The 18,900-nt window shown below is 51.0% G+C and carries 14 protein-coding genes; 7 read left to right on the forward strand and 7 right to left on the reverse strand.

Going from position 1 to position 18,900, the window contains the following annotated elements; all coding sequences use genetic code 11:
* Positions 1-35 precede the first annotated feature (35 nt).
* Both HU175_RS04040 and HU175_RS04045 read right to left on the reverse strand, forming a co-directional pair.
* Positions 36-554, reverse strand: coding sequence for a gamma carbonic anhydrase family protein (locus tag HU175_RS04040; RefSeq protein ID WP_176565367.1), 519 nt, complete (start codon positions 552-554; stop codon positions 36-38).
* Positions 555-641: 87 nt separating this feature from the next.
* The gene (locus HU175_RS04045; protein WP_228724309.1) at positions 642-1,748 is read right to left on the reverse strand and encodes a hypothetical protein; all 1,107 of its coding nucleotides are present in this window, start codon (positions 1,746-1,748) and stop codon (positions 642-644) included.
* Positions 1,749-2,114: 366 nt separating this feature from the next.
* Between HU175_RS04045 and HU175_RS04050 the strand changes: the two genes are divergently transcribed.
* Entirely contained in the window at positions 2,115-3,509 is a 1,395-nt protein-coding gene (locus HU175_RS04050) for an MBL fold metallo-hydrolase RNA specificity domain-containing protein (RefSeq protein ID WP_176565369.1), read from the forward strand.
* Between the two features lie 63 nt (positions 3,510-3,572).
* Here HU175_RS04050 and HU175_RS04055 read toward each other — a convergent pair whose 3' ends face one another.
* Complete coding sequence (locus HU175_RS04055) at positions 3,573-3,779, reverse strand: hypothetical protein (protein ID WP_176565370.1); 207 nt, start codon at positions 3,777-3,779, stop codon at positions 3,573-3,575.
* A 196-nt stretch (positions 3,780-3,975) separates the two neighbouring features.
* Between HU175_RS04055 and HU175_RS04060 the strand changes: the two genes are divergently transcribed.
* On the forward strand, positions 3,976-5,325 hold the full coding sequence (locus tag HU175_RS04060) for a BatD family protein (protein ID WP_228724310.1): 1,350 nt from the start codon (positions 3,976-3,978) through the stop codon (positions 5,323-5,325).
* A 54-nt stretch (positions 5,326-5,379) separates the two neighbouring features.
* Positions 5,380-6,486 carry a chorismate synthase gene (gene aroC, locus HU175_RS04065; protein ID WP_176565371.1) on the forward strand — a complete coding sequence of 369 codons (1,107 nt, stop codon included), beginning with the start codon at positions 5,380-5,382 and terminating at the stop codon, positions 6,484-6,486.
* 46 nt (positions 6,487-6,532) lie between these two features.
* Here aroC and HU175_RS04070 read toward each other — a convergent pair whose 3' ends face one another.
* Complete coding sequence (locus HU175_RS04070) at positions 6,533-6,733, reverse strand: hypothetical protein (protein WP_176565372.1); 201 nt, start codon at positions 6,731-6,733, stop codon at positions 6,533-6,535.
* Positions 6,734-6,863: 130 nt separating this feature from the next.
* On the opposite strand from HU175_RS04070, the gene HU175_RS04075 reads away from it, so the two are divergent.
* Entirely contained in the window at positions 6,864-7,766 is a 903-nt protein-coding gene (locus HU175_RS04075) for an FAD:protein FMN transferase (protein WP_176565373.1), read from the forward strand.
* Positions 7,767-7,870: 104 nt separating this feature from the next.
* Here the strand turns inward: HU175_RS04075 and HU175_RS04080 are convergent, their stop codons facing one another.
* On the reverse strand, positions 7,871-8,962 hold the full coding sequence (locus tag HU175_RS04080; RefSeq protein ID WP_176565374.1) for a S41 family peptidase: 1,092 nt from the start codon (positions 8,960-8,962) through the stop codon (positions 7,871-7,873).
* 15 nt (positions 8,963-8,977) lie between these two features.
* Positions 8,978-10,339, reverse strand: a complete 1,362-nt coding sequence (locus HU175_RS04085) for a Gfo/Idh/MocA family protein (RefSeq protein WP_176565375.1) — start codon at positions 10,337-10,339, stop codon at positions 8,978-8,980.
* Positions 10,340-10,535: 196 nt separating this feature from the next.
* On the opposite strand from HU175_RS04085, the gene HU175_RS04090 reads away from it, so the two are divergent.
* The 3 genes from HU175_RS04090 (at position 10,536) to HU175_RS04100 (ending at position 16,276) form a co-directional block, all read left to right on the forward strand.
* Positions 10,536-13,529, forward strand: coding sequence for a TonB-dependent receptor (locus HU175_RS04090; RefSeq protein ID WP_176565376.1), 2,994 nt, complete (start codon positions 10,536-10,538; stop codon positions 13,527-13,529).
* Positions 13,530-13,845: 316 nt separating this feature from the next.
* Positions 13,846-14,754 carry a glycosyltransferase family 2 protein gene (locus tag HU175_RS04095; protein WP_176565377.1) on the forward strand — a complete coding sequence of 303 codons (909 nt, stop codon included), beginning with the start codon at positions 13,846-13,848 and terminating at the stop codon, positions 14,752-14,754.
* A gap of 139 nt (positions 14,755-14,893) precedes the next feature.
* The gene (locus tag HU175_RS04100; RefSeq protein ID WP_176565378.1) at positions 14,894-16,276 is read left to right on the forward strand and encodes an APC family permease; all 1,383 of its coding nucleotides are present in this window, start codon (positions 14,894-14,896) and stop codon (positions 16,274-16,276) included.
* Here HU175_RS04100 and HU175_RS04105 read toward each other — a convergent pair.
* Positions 16,259-18,817 (reverse strand): GEVED domain-containing protein, encoded by a 2,559-nt coding sequence (locus tag HU175_RS04105; RefSeq protein ID WP_176565379.1) that lies wholly within the window; start codon positions 18,815-18,817, stop codon positions 16,259-16,261. The two genes, HU175_RS04100 and HU175_RS04105, sit on opposite strands and share 18 nt — an antisense overlap.
* Between the last annotated feature and the right edge of the window lie 83 nt (positions 18,818-18,900).

The following is an 18,900-nucleotide window of genomic DNA, read 5'->3' on the forward strand; positions in this document are numbered from 1 at the left end:
TAAACGAAGAACAGAGTAGAGGAAGGAAAGAAATATCAGCTGTTTTCCTGAAACCAGCTGGCGTAGAGAACGTAATTATCGGCAGTACGCATGAATACTTCGGCCTGTTCCGGAGATACCGGTTTCAGTAACCGGGCTGGATTTCCGGCGTAGATACTACCGGGAGGTACAACCATATTCTGCGTTACGATAGCCCCTGCGGCAATGATACTGCCCGTTCCGATAACGGCCCCGTCCATAACGATAGCCCCCATCCCGATCAGAACCTGGTCTTCAATGGTGCAGCCGTGAACAATAGCATTGTGAGCAATGGAAACGCAGTTACCAATGACCGTTTTGGTTTTCTGGTACGTGCAGTGAATAACGGCCCCGTCCTGGATGTTTGTCCGATTGCCAATAACAATCGAATTAACGTCACCTCTGATGACCGCATTGAACCAGACAGTACAGTCACGTCCCATCCGGACGTCGCCAACGATCGTGGCGTTGGGGGCAAACCAGCAGTTTTCGCCAAATACGGGCGTATTACCCCGAACGGATGTAATGAAAGCCATGAGACAAAGGTAAGCAGGAGACTACAAAAAAATCGGGCGATGACCCAAACAGAGTCATCGCCCGATTATTCGTATTAATCAGCAGGCTTATTTTTTTATTTTGTCGGCTGCTTTCTCTAAAGAATCTTCAATATCATCAACGATCTTGTTAGTCTCGCGACGTATTTTTTTGAAGTCATCTTCGCCGGAGCGCTGTACTTTATAGTACGAGTCAGAAAGCTGACGGCGTTTATCCTGCAGATCTTTCACCATGTCTTCACGTTTCTGACGCTCTTTCCGACTTTCATTCCGGCCTTCCTGTTTAGCCTCGTCAATCTGCTTGTCAAGCTGGTCGATCTGGTCAGAAATCCGATTGGTCAGATCACGACGGTCGTCGCTGTACTTGTCATTGTTTTTCCGATCATCCCGATCGTCTTTCCGGTCGCGATCATCATTGCGCCGATCATCGCGCATGTCCCGACGGTCCTGGTTGTCGTTCCGGTCCCGGTCGCGGTTATCATTGCGCCGGTCATCGCGCATATCCCGCCGATCGTCATTCCGGTCGCGATTGTCGTTTCTATCCCGGTCGTCGCTCCGACGGTCGTCATAACGCCGGTCATCATTCCGATCACGTCGGTCGTCAGAACGGTAGCTATTTCGGCTATCAGTGTAACGATCGTTATTCCGGTCCCGATCGTCGTAACGACGGTCATCATCCCGATCGCGATCATCGCGCATATCCCGCCGGTCGTCATACCGGTCCCGACTGTTATAGCTGGATCGGTTGTCGCGTGAGTCCCGGTCGTCGTAACGTCGGTCATCGTTTTGGCGATCATTGTAGCGGTCGCGGTTGTCGGAATAACGGTCATCATTTGAATCGCTTCCTGATATCCGGCTTGGCCGATCGTCGTACGAATTATCCGAACGGTTATAAGGATTACGATACGAGTCGCTGCCTCGTGAATAAGAGGATTCGGAGCGGCTCGACCGATTACGTGATTCATCGCGGGAGTCCCGATCGCGACGGCTAAATAGTCCCTGGTCCCGGTTATTGGATTCAGACCGGTTTCTCGAATCCCGGTTATCGTCCCGACTATCGCGATCCCGATCGTCGTTGTAATCGCTCATCTCATCCCGGGAGACCATGTCCTGGCGACTATTCTTCGAATCGCCGTAAAGCCATCCCTCAAATGAAGCACAAGACGACAAACTCATTGTCGTAGCGAGTAAGGTTCCTACTACCAGTATTTTCCTTTTCATAACGTTAGTAAAATTTGTTATTAATAGTGTTCGAACATGAATTACTGCTTTAACGCACACTCGTTCAGGAAAAGCAGTTCATACGTAGGTTACCCACACATATGTTGTACATAACTGTCCCTAATAAGACGGTCTTACAAAGAAATATGTTTGCTTATTGCGCGAAAAATTATGCAACAACCAAATTGGAAATGGTGGAAATCAATACGATACGCTATTATGACACGTTCTGAAGCATTTTTTTATGAAAAGTCTGACGCAAACATTTGTAAAGCAGGATGAGTAGTCAGATAAGATTCCTAACCGACGCGAATAATCAGAATGACTATCCAGTTTTTTGGTGCAGCCCAGACTGTAACAGGTAGTAAACACCTTGTCACGACTGAACAAGGTACCCAGATACTGCTCGATTGCGGGCTATTTCAAGGGATTAATACCGACGAGCTTAATCAAACTTTTGGCTTTGATCCCGCCCGGGTTGATTGCATGGTTTTGTCTCATGCGCACATTGATCATACAGGTCTGATTCCCCGACTGGTCAGGCAGGGATTTAAAGGTCCGATCTATACGACCTCGGCTACCGTTGATCTCTGCGAAATTATGCTCATGGACAGCGCCCGCATTCAGGAACGGGATCTGGAGCGCGTTAACAAACGCCGAAGTCACCGGGGCGAACCGGCTCTGGAAGCGTTATATGACGAAGACGACGTGATGCAGGCCCTGGCCCAGATGAAACGCGTCAACTACAATCAGCCTTTCACAGTCTGCGAGGAAGTAACCGGCCTGCTGACGGATGCGGCTCATTTGCTGGGTAGCGCATCGGTTAGCCTGACGATTCAGGAGAAATCGGGCGAAAAAAAACTGTTTTTTAGTGGCGATATTGGTCGGCCGGAAGACAAGATCCTGCGCAAACCAGACCCGTTCCCGCAGGCTGATTACATCATCTGCGAGTCAACGTATGGAGATCGACTGCACGAAAAAGAACCGGATATGAAAGCTCATCTGCTACGTATCGTGGAAAAAACGTGCCTGGCTAACGGGGGTAAACTATTGATACCTGCCTTTGCTGTTGACCGAACCCAGGAGTTGATCTATGCCCTCGACCAACTGTCGAGCGAAGGCAAGCTGCCGCAATTGCCCGTTTATATTGACAGCCCGATGTCGGTAAAAGCTACGGACGTAATGCGGGAGCACGAAGAGGATTTTAACCCCGACATTCTGGCGTATGTCAAAAAAGACGGTGACGCGTTCAATTTTCCAAACCTGCACTACGTAACTGATGTAGAAGATTCAAAAGCGATTAATAGTCGCGACGAACCCTGTATTATCATCGCGCCGTCGGGAATGGCTGAGGCTGGGCGCATCAAACATCATATCAAAAATAACATCGAAGATCCCAGGACGACGATTTTACTGGTTGGCTACGCTTCACCGAACAGCCTTGGCGGAGCGCTCAAACGGCACGACAGAGAAGTGACTATTTTTGGGGAGAAATACACAGTAGCGGCCAGCATCAAGGTAATGGATTCGTTTTCTGCCCATGGCGACTATAGTGAGATGCTGGAATTTCTGAGTTGTCAGAATCCGAGCGAGGTGAAACGGGTATTCCTTGTGCACGGCGATTACGATAAGCAGCTGATCTGGCGGGAGAAACTATACGCGGCTGGCTTCAGAGATGTTTCTATACCAGCAATGCGGGAAAAGGTGACGTTGTAGACCTAATAAAAAACCTCGGCTCATATGGGCCGAGGTTTTTTTATGGAATATTGATGCGCAACTTCACGTAAATTGCACACGGGAAAAACATCGGTTCAGGATTACACGGTATACTTTGCCAAACTGTGCGTAACACCAGCGTTTAAGTTGCTTAACTTCGTCGGGAACCACGAGTTGCTGAATGGCTTTCGCCAGTTCTTTCTCGAACAGTGCTTTATCAAAACTCACCTTCTGAAGGATCGTTTTGATGTATTCAAGCATTGAAAGCATGGTCGTTAATCAGTTTAAGGAATCAACAAAAAAAGAAAGGTTTATTAGTCTGTGAGTAGCAGACGCAACTAAACCTGTAACGCCCTCTACTGTGATTTGTTGCCATAAAATTAGTACTAAACTTGTATTATTAGCATTAATAGTTGTATTATTTATTTTAGGGGCTGGGCGTGTAGTTGGCCAATCTGTTGATAACGTGCCGGTTATTGAATTTGGCGAAACCACTTTTCCGATTGAGCGGCCCTTTACCATTTCTGTAATCATTCCGAGCAGCGAAACGAGACCAAGTATTGCCTTTCCGGACATACCAAGCTTTACCAAAAAAGGAATTTCGGCAAGCGTAACAACCAGCGAAATAAACGGCAAAACAGTAACGAGCCAGGTTATTACACAGAATTACCAGGCCCGCGCGGCAGGTCAGTTTCAGCTCCCGCCGTTTCGGCTGACGATTAACGACGAAGTGATCCGATCGGAGGGGGTTACATTAACCGTCAAGGGGAGCGTAGCTGCCAGTCAGCCCACACCAACCACCGCTGTCGCCCCGATTACACCACCGGCCGGAGCTGCCTTTCTGACACTTCGCCCGTCCAAAAACGATATTTATACCGGTGAAGGGGTCGCGCTGACATTATCATTTTTTGTTGCCGATAATTACCCGTACATCCTTGATTTTACTGCGCTGGACCGGCAACTGCAGAACATCACGAAGAAAATCAGGCCGGTTAACGCCTGGGAAGAAAATCTGAATATTTCAGAGTTAAAGCCTGTCAATATTCAGATTGGCGGCAAGAAGTTCAGGGAGTACCGTCTGTACCAAGCCGTTTTTTTTCCACTGGCCAACCGGTCGATACGTATCCCGGCCGTAGCCCTACAACTAAATCGTCGCCCAATTATTGGCCCGCCTGCGGCCCAGCCAGAAACCATTTCGTTTTCCAGTACTCCGCTGACGATTAACGTAAAAGCGCTGCCCCCGCACCCGCTACGTGGTCGGGTAGCCATTGGTACGTTCCGGCTGGAAGAAAGTCTGGAGCGCCAGCGTGTACAGGTTGGGCAGAGCGTACGATACCGGTTCGGAATTGCGGGAGAGGGAAATATCGCTACGCTAACAGCGCCTACGTTAGTCAACGAAACCGATAACGCTGATATATTTCCCCCCGAAGAGCGCCAGGTTATCAACCGGCAGGGAGACCGGGTTACGGGCCGGAAAACGTTTACCTATTTTATTGTACCGCACCAGAACGGGGTAATTCCGCTAGCCAACCGGTTCCAATGGATATTTTTTGATCCGCAGTCGCAACGATACGATACGCTGCAGCCGGGCCTGCGGTTACGGGTTGGTGCCGGAGGACAGGATTCGGCGGCCGATTCAGCAGCAACCCTGGGCAGCACCAGTCAGAATACGAACCCCGGCTCAATTTATACCGGTTTAGCCCAGCTTGATAGTACCGATCAGCCCATCAGCACAGCAGCCATAATTCGCATTATTGCGAACGTCCTGATTGTTTTTATGCTGTTAGGGATGATTTTTGTCTTTTATAGAAAATGACAGTGCCGTTGGTAGTCAGCGGAATTTGTCCAGACTCGGCCCAGCCGACCAGTTATGAGCAGTACTTACGGAACAATTTTTAAGATAGCTACTTTCGGCGAATCTCACGGACCTGCCATCGGCGTTGTAATTGATGGATGCCCCGCCGGTCTGGCGTTTGATCTCGATTTTATTCAGCACGAACTGGACCGGCGCAAGCCGGGTCAATCTCGTATCACGACCCAACGCCGGGAAGCCGACGAATTTGAAGTGCTCTCGGGCGTGTTTGAGGGGCAGACCCAGGGAACTCCCATTGCTCTGATCATTCGTAACACAGACCAGCGCAGCAAGGACTATGGACACATTGCCCAGCAGTTCCGGCCTTCGCATGCTGACTATACGTACCAGACCAAATACGGCTCCCGGGATTATCGGGGTGGAGGTCGTTCGTCGGCGCGGGAAACGGCAGCCCGGGTTGCCGCTGGCGCCGTGGCTAAACTTTTGCTGGCTCAGTTGGGTGTGCATATTCAGGCCTACGTGTCGCAGGTGGGCACGATGAAGCTAAACAAGACGTATTCGGAACTGAATCTGGCGTTGGCTGAAGAAAACGCTGTTCGCTGCCCCGACCCCGCCATGGCCGAAGAAATGTTCCAGTACATCGACGAAACCCGCAAGCGCGGTGATTCCATCGGGGGGGTTGTCGACTGTGTAGTAACGGGCGTACCAGCTGGCTGGGGCGAACCCGTGTTCGATAAGCTACATGCTGAACTCGGGAAGGCCATGCTCAGCATTAACGCCGTGAAAGGGTTCGAATACGGCAGCGGCTTTGCGGGTGTCGAAGAATATGGCTCAATGCACAACGACGAGTTATATACTGACGAACACGGTCAGGTTCGCACAAAAACTAATAAGTCGGGCGGTATACAGGGTGGTATCAGCAACGGCGAGGCTATTTATTTTAGGACGGCCTTCAAACCCGTAGCCACCATCATGCAGGATCAGGATAGCGTCGATGTCAACGGGCAACCGGTGACTGTGTCGGGCAAAGGACGGCATGACCCCTGCGTAGTGCCCCGCGCCGTACCCATCGTCGAAGCTATGGCTGCACTGGTTCTGGCCGATATGTATCTCCGGAATCGGACTACGCAGGTCGAACCAGTGAAGGTGCCCGAAATGCTGTAGGTTTTGCTACTAATCCAGCGGCAGCAAAGAAGATAGAAAAGCCAGACTATTCTTTCTTCCGAAAGACCGACTGCATAATGGCAAACCCCAGGAAGCCAAACCCAATGGCCTGCCCAATAATGCCCAGGCTTAATACGGTGCCAGACCAGGATTGTGCTTTATAGATTGCTCCCAGCAACAGCAGAACAATACCGCTGATCCAGAAACCAGCGGCTAACAGGACGTATTTATTTTTGATAGTAACCATACGTGTTTCCTTGATTAATTCTTTTGGTCTTCTGCTTCGTAAACGGTGCTTATGGCTGGTAGGTTTTTTCCTGCCGCTGGCTGCGTCTGCGCAAGTACCTCTGCAGCGATTCGAGTTTCACCGGGGGTTAATGGGAACACAATTTACGCTAATCTTCTACGCTACCGATAGCCTGGGCGCTAATCGAATCAACAGGGCCGTTTCGGTCCGGATGGATTCGCTCAATCAGGTAATGAGTGATTACCTGGATGGCTCCGAAATCAACCGACTCTCTGAAACCAGTGGCTCCGGCCGCTGGGTACCGGTTTCGGCCGATCTGTTCAACGTATTACAGCAGGCGCAGTACGTAGCGAAACGGTCCGGCGGTCGATTCGATCCTACCATCGGACCGCTGTCGCTGCTGTGGCGTCGGGCGGTTCGGCGGGGCGAATTTCCGACGGCAAAGCAACGACGACAGGCGCACCGGGCCGTTGGCTATCGATTGCTTGAACTCGACAGTATAACTCGCTCTGCCCGATTGCGACGGCCGGGTATGCGACTCGATGTTGGAGGCATCGGTCAGGGGTTTGCCAACGACGAAGCCATGCGTGTACTGCACCGGCTCGGTATTCGGTCTGCCCTGCTCGACCTGGGGGGCGATATCCTCATCAGCGGGGCCCCGCCCGGACAGGCTGGCTGGCGTGTCAGCGTCGGATCGCCCGAGACAAGCGACACGGCTACGTTGGTGCTGCGTGACGTTGCCATTACCACATCCGGCGATCTATATCGGCATCTTGATTACCGGGGCCGACGGTATTCGCACATCATGAACCCACGGTCTGGTTTGGGACTACGCCATTTCGTGCGAGCCACTGTTTCAGCACCCACGGGCTGGCAGGCCGACGCGCTGACCAAAGTATTTAGCGTAGCCGGATTGCGCAAAAGTCGCCGACTGATTCGTCGGTTTCCCTACGCCATCGTACAGTTGGTCGAACGTAAACGGGGTCGACTGCACCACTGGCAATCGACCCCGTTTACTGATAAGGCGCACTAATCAGGCGCTTAGCTTTTCTACTTTGTTGCTTTTGTCTGGTAGTAGCGTTGCACAAATCCGACCCAGTCTTTTTCGGTGGCCGGAATCCGTACAGTAGGCGCAAATCAGACGTTGTCGATGCGAAACTTTCGTGTCCAGCCGTTTCGCGACCAGGGCACGGCCAGGTTAAACGTACCATCGCAGAGCGGTCTGTTCTGATCACCCCCATAATCCATAACGCCATGCGAGTTTATCCCGAAAGTCGTTACTTTCCGGCTTTGGCTACCCTCGTAGATAAAGTACTCCGCTGAACTACCTGTGCCTTTATCGATCAGGAGCGCGATACGCTGCGGGTTGGCTGTTGGTGATACGTCGGCGGTTCGCGTCAGGTCATCACCGTAGCGGACCAGACCGCCTGGATTCGCTTTCAGGTCCTGCACGAGTTTCTTCGCGCGATGGTAAAAAAAAGCGTTGTTAATAGTGTCTTTGAGGTACGGCTTCAGATCTTTCTCGGTGGCTTCTATGCGCTCCGCGCTTGAGCGTTCATCCGTAGCGGGGTAAATAATCGGGTTGGTGTAGATGAGTTTGACCATCTCCTCCGACGTGCTGGTGTTGCCGCCCCCATTTCCGCGCAAGTCGAGAATAAGGTTAGGCGTTCGGGCAATCAGCGCGGTATTGGCCCGTAGCAGGCTATCGAGTTCGTTGACGTCGCGCTCGTTAAAATTAGCCAGCTTTACGTAGATGTACTCCGGATTCAGTTGCCTGAACGTTACCAGATTCGTTGCGTTTTTGTAGGCTTCACCGGCCATTATCAGTTTCGCCCCCGATTTATTCCACATCGGAAAGACGTGACTATCCCGGAAAAAATTGGTGTACGTTTTCAGAACCTTACCGCAGTCGTCGAGGGTTTGGGCTTTTTGTGCATCGGCCGTAACCGTCTTCAATACTTCGTTATACTGTGAACGCGTACGGGCGTTGACTTTATCGTCAAAACCGGCATACATACGAGTGACTTTATCAACGGCTTCGCTGAGCACAGTCGGGCAGGAACAGCCGTCCGGCATTGGTTTGGGGGACGTGTCGGGTTGGGCAAGAGACGAACCGGCAAGTAAGCTAAGGCCTACTGCTGTTAGTACTGTCGAGAAGCGACACATGGTGAGGAGTCGTTGCGTATGGATGTCGTAGCCGGCTGTTTGCGAGTAGGGGAATACTCGCAAACAGCCGGCTCGTAGTTAGACCGTCACCGTTTTGCCGGGAACGGCAATCGGGTAGAAACCGTCTTTGTCGGGCAGTACTTTAGGCATAGCGTCCCAGGCCAGTTTATCGGGGAATAGATCGATCTGCGAATTCAACGCTTCGTCCCATTTGACGACCTTGCCCGAATATGTCGCCATCCGGCCCATGATGGCCGTCATGGTACTTTTCGCAACCCGCTCGGCATCGGCAAACTTATATTCGCCTTTGGCCACGGCGTCGAACAACTCATCGTGTTCAATTTGGTACGGATTCCCGTCCGCTTTGGCGTCGTAAGTGTAAATAGGCTGGCCGTTGTAACCCAGTAAGGCACTACTCCGCTTCTCCATCCCTTCGACTTTACCTTTCGTGCCTAGGAACATTTCGTCTACCCGGCTGAAGGTGCCTTCGTAGTGTCGACATTGGCTGTTGATGGTTGTACCGTCGGCATACACAAAGTCTACGATGTGGTGGTCGAAGATTTCGCCGTCATCTTTACCGTTCCGAACCTGCCGGCCCCCGGTTCCCTGACAGGATACAGGATAGCCGTTTTTGACCCAGTTGGCTACGTCGATGTTGTGGACGTGCTGCTCGTTGATATGGTCCCCGCACAGCCAGTTGAAGTAGTACCAGTTACGCATCTGATAGTCCATTTCAGTCTGCTGGGGTTGGCGTGGCTTGTGCCAGACACCCCCGCTGATCCAGTACACCTGTCCGCCTACGATATCGCCGAGAGCGCCGTCGTGAATCCGCTTAATCATCTCGCGGTAGCTGGGCTGGTAACGCCGTTGCAGGCCGACAACAACGTTCAGTTTCTTCTTTTTGGCTTCTTCGGCCGCTGCCAGCACCCGCCGAATCCCGGGGGCATCGGTCGCCACTGGTTTTTCCATAAATACCTGTTTGCCCTGCCGAACGGCTTCCTCAAAATGACTGGGGCGGAAACCCGGTGGCGTGGCCAGAATGACTACATCAGCCAGCGCGATGGCCTGCTTATATGCATCAAAGCCAACAAACTTATGCTCTTCGGGAACAACTACCTTGGGTGTGCCATCGGCGGCTTTCAGATTGCGACCACTCAGGGCTTTATAGGCATCGTCGAGCCGATCGCGAAAGGCATCAGCCATAGCCACAATTTTTACATTCTGCTTCGTATTCAGCGCCTGTTGTGCAGCGCCCGTCCCTCGGCCCCCGCAGCCAATCAGGGCAACTTTGATGGTATCGTTTGCCGTGAAATAATAACCAGCCGCCCGGCTGCTGAATGGGAGACTGCTTAGAATAGCGCCCCCCGTTAACAGGCTGGAAGCTTTCAGAAAGTCGCGTCGGCCGGTATTATCGGGAAGTAGGTTTTCTTCTGTAGTCATTTACGTAATAGTTTAGAGTCCTGATAGAAAATAAAAAGGCAAGCTCCGGTACGATTTACTACCCCAAAATAAATCTGAGTCGAAAAACGGCCAAACGGTAGTTAGTTTGGTCTACTAATTTGGTCAATTAGCAGGTGAGAGACCGTAACGGATTGTAGATGAACGTACTTTACGTAGTGACAAAACTTTCGGGGCTATGACGAAATTGACTGCTTACCGCCGATTGATCTGGCTCTTTTTCTTCGTAGGTGTTCATCTGGCCGCCTGGGGACAGACTCGCCTGGCGGGGCAGGTCATTCATGCGGTGAATCGCAGCGGGCTATCCGGGATCAGCATTGCCGTGAAAGGAAAAGTGGCCGGAACGATCACCGATGAAAACGGGAAATTCGCGCTGGTAACGGCTGTGCCAACACCGTTTACGATTGCCGTGACGGGCGTTGGTTTCCAGACCCAAGAACGAACCATTACGTCCGATCAGGTTGGTTTGACTATCGAACTACAGGAGCAGCCTATCCTGGGTCAGGAAGTGATTGTGTCTGCTTCGCGGGTTGAGGAAAGCGTTATGAAATCGCCCGTATCAGTCGAGAAAATGGATTTACGCGCTATCCAGTCAACGCCAGCGGCTACGTTCTACGATGCCTTAAACAACCTGAAAGGAGTTGATATGAGCACGCAAAGTCTCACGTTCCGGTCGGTTAACGTCCGGGGATTCGGGGCTAATGGCAATCTACGCGTTGTGCAGCTTGTCGATGGAATGGATAACCAGGCTCCTGGTCTTAACTTTTCCATTGGCAATATTGCTGGCGTATCGGAACTGGATCTGGAAAGCGTCGAACTGCTACCAGGAGCGGCTTCGGCGCTATACGGCCCCAATGCCATTAACGGCTTGCTGATGATGACCTCAAAAAGCCCGTTTCTGTACCAAGGGCTCAGTGCTCAGGTAAAAGCGGGGGCCATGAACGCCGTTAATCGAAGTACTGCCGTTACGCCCTACTATGATCTGGCGGTACGTTACGCCAAAGCGTTCAGGAACAGGTGGGCGGTCAAAGCAAACGTATCATACCTGAAAGCCACCGACTGGCAGGCTACCGACTACCGCGATCAGAGTTTTGCGAACGGTACTACGCTTGAAACAGGAACTCCGCAGAACAATCCCGGCTACGATGGAATCAACGTGTATGGCGATGCCAGCGCCAATCTGTACAGCAGTTTATACGGAAACGGCCAGCCGGGTACGGGGGCCAATGGAACATCGCAGCTACTGGGACTGATTGAGAGCACACAAATTCCGTTTGCCAACAACCTGACTTTACCTCAACTGACCGGGCAGACCTCCCAGCAGCTTTTTAACGCGATTATCCCAAACATCACGATCTCGCGAACGGGCTATCGGGAGCAGGATTTGATCGATTATAAAATTAGCAATCTGAAATTAAGCGGGGCTATACATTACCGTATCAACGACGCGCTGGAACTGATCGGACAGGCTAACTGGGGAACCGGCACGACAGTATACACGGGTATCGACCGGTTTTATATTAAAGGCTTCTCGCTGGGGCAGTACAAACTGGAGTTAAAAGGAGCTAACTTCTTTATCCGAGCCTACACGACTCAGGAACGATCGGGTGATGCCTACGCGACCAGCATTTTGGGGCAAGGTATCAACGAAGCCTGGAAAGGAAGTGTGGCTGGCTGGTTTCCGCAGTTCTTCGGCAGTTACGCCCAAAGCGCCCTGCTGGGATACGCTCAATCTTACCTGGGATCAGTCAGCAATGGGCAGTCATCGGCGGCCGCGCTGGCTAATGCACAGACGTTTGTCAACAGTCAGCAAAACGCCTGGCTGAGCGTAGCGCGAGGAATTGCCGATAATGGCCGGCTGGTGCCGGGGAGTCCAGCCTTTCAACAGACCTTCGAGACCGTAGCAGCCAAACCCATTCCGGGTAATGAGCAGGGGGTGGGCGCCCGATTTGTGGATAAAACAAATCTCTATCACGGCGAATTTATGTACAACTTCAGCAGGCTGATCAAACCGTCGACGCTGGAGCTGATTGTTGGAGGAAATGTCAGACAGTACGCGCTGAACTCAAACGGTACCATTTTTCTGACGAAAGACGATGGCTCGGAATATACAATCAATGAATTCGGCGGATACGCTCAGGCGGCAAAAACAATAGCTGGCGTGCTGAAGCTGGCGGGATCAATCCGATACGATAAAAACCAGAATTTCAAACCACAGATCAGCCCCCGGTTGTCGGCCGTCGTGACGGTGGCGGGGATTCATAACTTCCGGGCTTCTTTTCAGCAGGGATTCCGGATTCCAACGACGCAGTCGCAATACATAAACCTCAATACGCCAACCGCCCGGTTAATTGGTGGACTGCCCGTTTTTGCTCAGAAGTACAATTTCGCCGGGAGTCCGGTTTATACGTCGACATCTGTACTGGCTTTTGCCAGCGCAGTACAAAACGGAGCATCGCCCGCTCAGGCCAGCGCCTTACTTCAACGGTTTACGAACCCTGGTTATGATCCAGAACGTGTAGAGACGTATGAGGTTGGCTACAAGGCACTGATCAAAAACCGGCTGTTTATTGACGCCTATTATTATTACAATCGCTTTCTCAATTTCGAAGGGTCACAGGCGGTGGTACAGGATAACTCGCCGGGTGGTAGCGGCTTCCCCTTGTCGCTGTTGAGTGCTACAACACGTAGTGTTTACAGTTTCCCCGCCAACGCACCTATTCAGTTAAAAAATGCGGGCTGGGCCGTTAGTGTCGACTGTGTACTGCCCCAAAACTTTATGGTTGGCGGCAATATTTCGTTTAATACGTTACTGAACAGCAGTGAAATTCCCTACGGATTTTTGACCGGTTTCAACACGCCCAATTATCGCTACAACGTATCGATTGGGAACCGCAATATCCGACAGACTGGAATTGGCGTCAACGTTGTATGGAGACACCAGAATGCCTTTGTATGGGAGTCGAGTTTTGCGAATATTGAAGCGACGAACCGTCGGCAGACAATTATTCCCGCATTTGGGACGCTCGATGCCCAGGTCAACAAACGGTTGAGTCAGTACAGAGCGACCCTGAAACTAGGGGGTACGAATCTTCTGGGAACCTTGTATACGCAATCCTGGGGTAACCCACTTATTGGCAGCCAGTACTACGTGAGTCTGTTAATTGACTAATTTGGTTCAAAGCAGACAGGGTTGAACAGGATTTGATTATCAGTAATTTAAGAGGTGTTGAGGGCGTAAAGACAAAAATGATGACTTAGTATCTTGTCTGTTAAATCTACCTTTTATCGGGAACGTTTAATAAAAAGATTTTTCAGATTACTAGATAACGCTCTCGGATACTAATTTTGAAGATAATCCATATAAGTCTTATAACGTATGGTTATTAATGAAAAGGCATTTAGAATGACTGGTCGTTAAATTTCAGAACATTACAGACTGCGAGTCAGGCATATTATCGAGTAAGTATATTAAGATTATATAGAAAATGAATAAGAAAGTAGCTGCGGTAATAGTAACCTATAATCGATTAGCTTTACTAAAGGAATGTGTACAAGCTTTAGAAACCCAGGAGCGCCTACCCGATGCAATCGTTGTCGTCAATAACGGCAGTACCGACGGAACTGATCAATGGCTAGATAGTAAGAAAAATATAATTGCCTTTCATCAGGAAAACTCGGGGGGAGCCGGGGGATTTCATCGCGGAATGAAAGAAGCATACGATCTGGGATTCGACTGGATCTGGGTGATGGACGACGACGGATACCCCCATGCCAACGCGCTGCAAAATTTACTCGATTTCCCTGTTCCAGGCCCTTGCATTCTCAACTCGCTGGTTTTATCGAAGGACGATAGTTCAAAACTGGCTTTCTCCTTGAAGTTTAACGGTAAACACGTCAATGACGCTCAGGAACTGATGGGGGTTCCGGTGATCAATGGTGACATAAATCCGTTCAATGGTACGCTGATCGCCCGCGATATTTTTACTAAAATAGGTTTCCCCAAAAAAGAAATGTTCATATGGGGAGACGAAACGGAGTTCTGCACGCGCGTAGCTAAAAATGGGTTTCCACTTATTACCGTTACCGGCAGCATTTTTTATCACCCAAAGGCAAAAGAAGAAACCGACAAAGACTGGAAATATGAAGTGATCTGGCGGAAGTACTACGGTATGCGAAACCAGTCGCTGATCCTGAAAAATACTAAAAACAGTTTTTATAAACTGTACTACACAAAGTACATGGCCTATGAATTTTTAAATATACTTAAATATCAGAAATCGTTGAGACTGACCAAGTTTCTGGTTGCTTCTGAAGCTTATATGGATGCTATACTGAACGATTTCTCGAAACGGCCAGCCAACATCAAAGCCATCAGCCGGCTTGGGAAACGATAAGTACCTATCAGAGCCTCAGACTCCTGTAACTAACTGGCAAACTAAAGGTCGTCCGAAATTTAGAGTTCGGCCGGGCGTCATCTGAACGTATTGCGCAGGAAAATCCTTATTTCCTGCGGATACTAGCACGAAACGCACATTGGCTGATTCTACTTCTCCCGAACCAAGCTCATCCGCACCGTTACCGCGTCGACTTAATCTGTTACAGGGTACGGCGCTCAACATGATCGACATGGTGGGCATCGGCCCATTCGTTGTGCTGCCGCTGGTTATAAAAACCATGGGTGGGCCACAGTTCATCTGGGCCTGGGTCCTGGGCGCTGTGGTGTCGCTTGTTGATGCGTTCGTCTGGTCTGAGCTTGGGGCGGCCTTCCCACAGGCGGGCGGGAGTTATAATTTTCTGAAAATCTCGTACGGTGAACGACGGTGGGGCAAACTCCTTTCCTTCCTCTACGTATGGCAAACTCTGATTCAGGCTCCGCTGGTAATGGCCTCGGGCGCGATCGGTTTTTCGCAGTATGCCTCCTATCTGATGCCGATGGAAGACTGGCAGCGTCGGGTTGTATCAGGCGGAGTCGTACTGATTATCATTGGCCTGCTTTATCGAAGGATTGACTCTATCGGAAAGATTGGCCTTGTCATGTGGGGCGCGGTATTGCTTACCCTCGGCTGGATCATCGTAGGGGGGCTTACAAACAGTCGTATTCCGCTCTCAACAACGTTTGAATCTATTCAATCCGTAAGCGGAAGCGTACTAGCCGCCGGTCTGGGGCAGGCTTCGGTGAAAACCATTTATTGCTACCTGGGCTACTACAACGTCTGCCATCTGGGGGGCGAAATTCAACGCCCGACACGGAATATTCCGGCCAGTATGTTCATTTCAATTATAGGTATTGCTGCGCTTTACCTGCTCATGAACCTTTCGGTAATCAGCGTAGTGCCCTGGCAGGAAGCGCAGGAAAGTGATTTCATCGTCAGTACGTTTGTTGAAACGCTCTACGGGCCGGATGCGGCTCGTCTGGCAACGGTTTTGGTGTTACTGGTAGCTTTTTCATCACTTTTCGCTGTCCTGCTCGGCTATTCGCGGGTACCGTATGCTGCGGCCGCCGACGGACAGTTTTTCTCGATTTTTGCCAAACTTCACCCAACCCGTCAGTTTCCTTATGTTTCGCTGTTGATTCTGGGGGGCTTAGGTTTTGTCTTCAGCCTGCTCTTTCGACTGGGCGATGTGATTACGGCTATTCTGGCGATGCGGATTATGGTGCAGTTTGTCGGACAGGCAATAGGTCTGCTGCTGCTGCACCGGCGCCGTAGTGCTGCTGAGTTTCCGTTTCGAATGCCATTCTATCCAATACCCGTACTGCTCGCAGTTGGCGTATGGTTGTTTGTTTTTGTGTCTACGGGGCTGCCGTTTATACTTTCCGGCCTTGTCGTGACGGTACTGGGTATCGGTGCGTTTATGTTGTCGGCCGGAGTGCGCAGACAATGGCCCTTTGAGGCTACGTCAGGAGCTAATTCGTAAAGCTAGCTGGCAGATATCGTCCTCACCATTCAGGTTATTAGCGGATGGTGACTGGCTGCCTGGAGTTGAATCCGGATCGGACTGGTCAACGCGCCAAACCTCCGCCGTATTTTTCAGGGAGCCGCCTGCCGGAATCTGTGCCGTAAAGGTTACTACCGCCAATGCGCCAGGGGCCAGGGATTGTATGGCAAAATCAACGACCGTATAGGTACCTGTGAGCGCAACCTGCGTAAAGCTGGCTGGTGAAGAGACCATACGGAGACCACGTAGCGTGTCCCGTAAAACCACATTCGTTGCTGTCAAACCACCGGCATTGCTGACCAGCAGCGAAAAGGAGATAACCGAACCCGTTTTAGCAACTAGGTTGCCAGCCATCTGACTGATAGACAAATCGGCTTTACCAGCATCGGGGACTGGCTGGTTGGATGCAATTGCTGGCAAGGGAATCTGGCTGGGATTGGGCGAGGCATAAAATGCGCCAGCTGCGGAGGTTGTCCGAACATCGACTGTTGCCATATCGTCCTGTCCATCACCGGTGCCGGAATTAGGCTGCGAATCCGGATCAGACTGGTTCGTAGCTGTAATCTGAACGGCGTTCTGAAAAGTACCTGCCTGCGTAGGCATCAACTGATAACGGAATGTAGTAGCGTTGCCACGGCTCAGTGAAATATTGCTGGCGCTAATTACCGAATTCGCAGCGGTAACGCCTACGTCGCCACTCAGAAAGGTAAGCCCCTCGGGTAGCCGATTTTGCCAGCTGACGCCTGTAGCATCATCGGGGCCATTGTTGACTACTGTGACTGCATACGTAATGGGCTGATTCTGAATGGGCGTTCGGGGCGTAGCCACAAACTGAATGCTCAGGTCGGCACTGCTTTGCTGAGTCACAGCCGCATTATTGACCGTTACAATATAATCTTCGGTTTCGCCGTAGTTGTAGTTTCCGCAGGGGGACTCGGGAACGACATCATAGGCCAGCGTGGCCCGTATGGTCAAAGGTCCCGCCGTTGTGTTCTTAGGGAGCGTAATGACGCCGGTAAAGCGCTCAAATACAGTCGTTGGGGTCTGGAAAAGTCGTTCGCCCTGTTCAGTCTCAAATACACCGTTTCGATTAAGGTCAGCCCAGACCGTAACGCCTTCCGGATAGTTTGTACTAAGGAAAGTCCCGCTGAGGGTGTACGACTGGCCCGCGGTAACTGTTGTAGAGGTGGTAAACGAATTGTAGCCACTGGGTGAGCAGCCCGAATTCTGGCTTAAGACTGAGCCACTCAGGGTAAGGCTGGCGAGTCCATCGCCATAGAGGCAGTTATTGGCGTACACGGGATTACAGGCCTGGGTGGTGATACTAATCACAGAGCTGATGTTTGCTGTCGAATTGGCTGGCCGTATCCGGTAGTAATAGGTGGTGTAACTGGTTGTTTTGGTATCAACGTAGGAGATACGATTTGGGCCTGTTCCGCCAATCGGAACAAAATTGGCGTTAGGCTGGGTAGAACGCTCAATAAAGTACCCAATCTCGTTCGTTGCGTTGTCCTGCCAGGTGAGCACAACGTTATTCTCCTGAAGAACAGCCGCCAGACTACCCGGGGTTGATACATTGGTAGACGGGTAATTCAGCGAATAAGCTGAGTGCGTCTGGCGGAGGGCCAGTCCGGCCTGTATTCGCTCGTATTGACCCTGGGTGAAATCATGCGTGCAGGCAAAATAGTACGACATGATATTTGTAACAGAAGGCTGGTACAGTAGTCCCTGTGCATCCCGTGCGGTACCATTATACACCTGGCATCCGTTCTGAAAAGCTGTCGTGGCCCCCTGGCGTCCATAGGGATCAGCGGGCGTATCACAGAGTTCGTCGCCCGCAATTAAACAGTTGGCTCCGTTTCCACGGGTTACCAGCTCATCTGTCCCTACGCTTTGCCTCCCAAACGTGTGAATCAGGTTGAAATTGTGCCCTAGTTCATGTGGAATCAACCGGGTTCCCATGTCTTCTTCATTATCTTCATCCAGAATGAAGGAGCGGGTCGATTGTACAGTGTTGTTCGGAAAGTAGGCATACCCTGCCATGCTCGAATTGGTAAACGCATGGATGTAATACTGGTTCAGCGCGTTGGTGGCATCACGGGCGTTGATACTTGATTCGTCAAAAGCCGGAAACCCATTGTAGAGATTGTCATCGTCAATGTAATCGGGTGTAGTACCTGCCAGGTAGAATTGAATACCGGCATTGTTATTCAGGTAATAGCGATTTGTGTTGGCAATGATATTAGCGAGTTTGTCCAGCGACATACCCCCTGTCCCATTGCTGCGTCGTATGATATGCGGTCGGATGGGGACGTAGGTAATGACATTAAGGTTCGCTCCCGACGTTTTTTTGACCCATAATGCAGCTGCAGCCTGGCTGCTTAACTTACGTTGTTCATCCTCGCTCAGATCGGGGGTGGCGCAGAGCGGCAGGTTGCTCTCTGGTCGATGTTGTGCCCGAAGGTGAATGGCAGGTGTCGTTAGCAGGATGACGAGTAACCAACGTAGAGGTGCTACCATAGACGAAAAGAGGGGGTAAGTACATAAATCAAATTTTATTCCAAAGGCCGATTGGGCATGGCAGAATAAGCAGACAGTAGTCT

Origin of the sequence: Spirosoma sp. KUDC1026 (assembly GCF_013375035.1) — a bacterium.
In the GTDB taxonomy this organism is placed as follows: Bacteria; Bacteroidota; Bacteroidia; order Cytophagales; family Spirosomataceae; genus Spirosoma.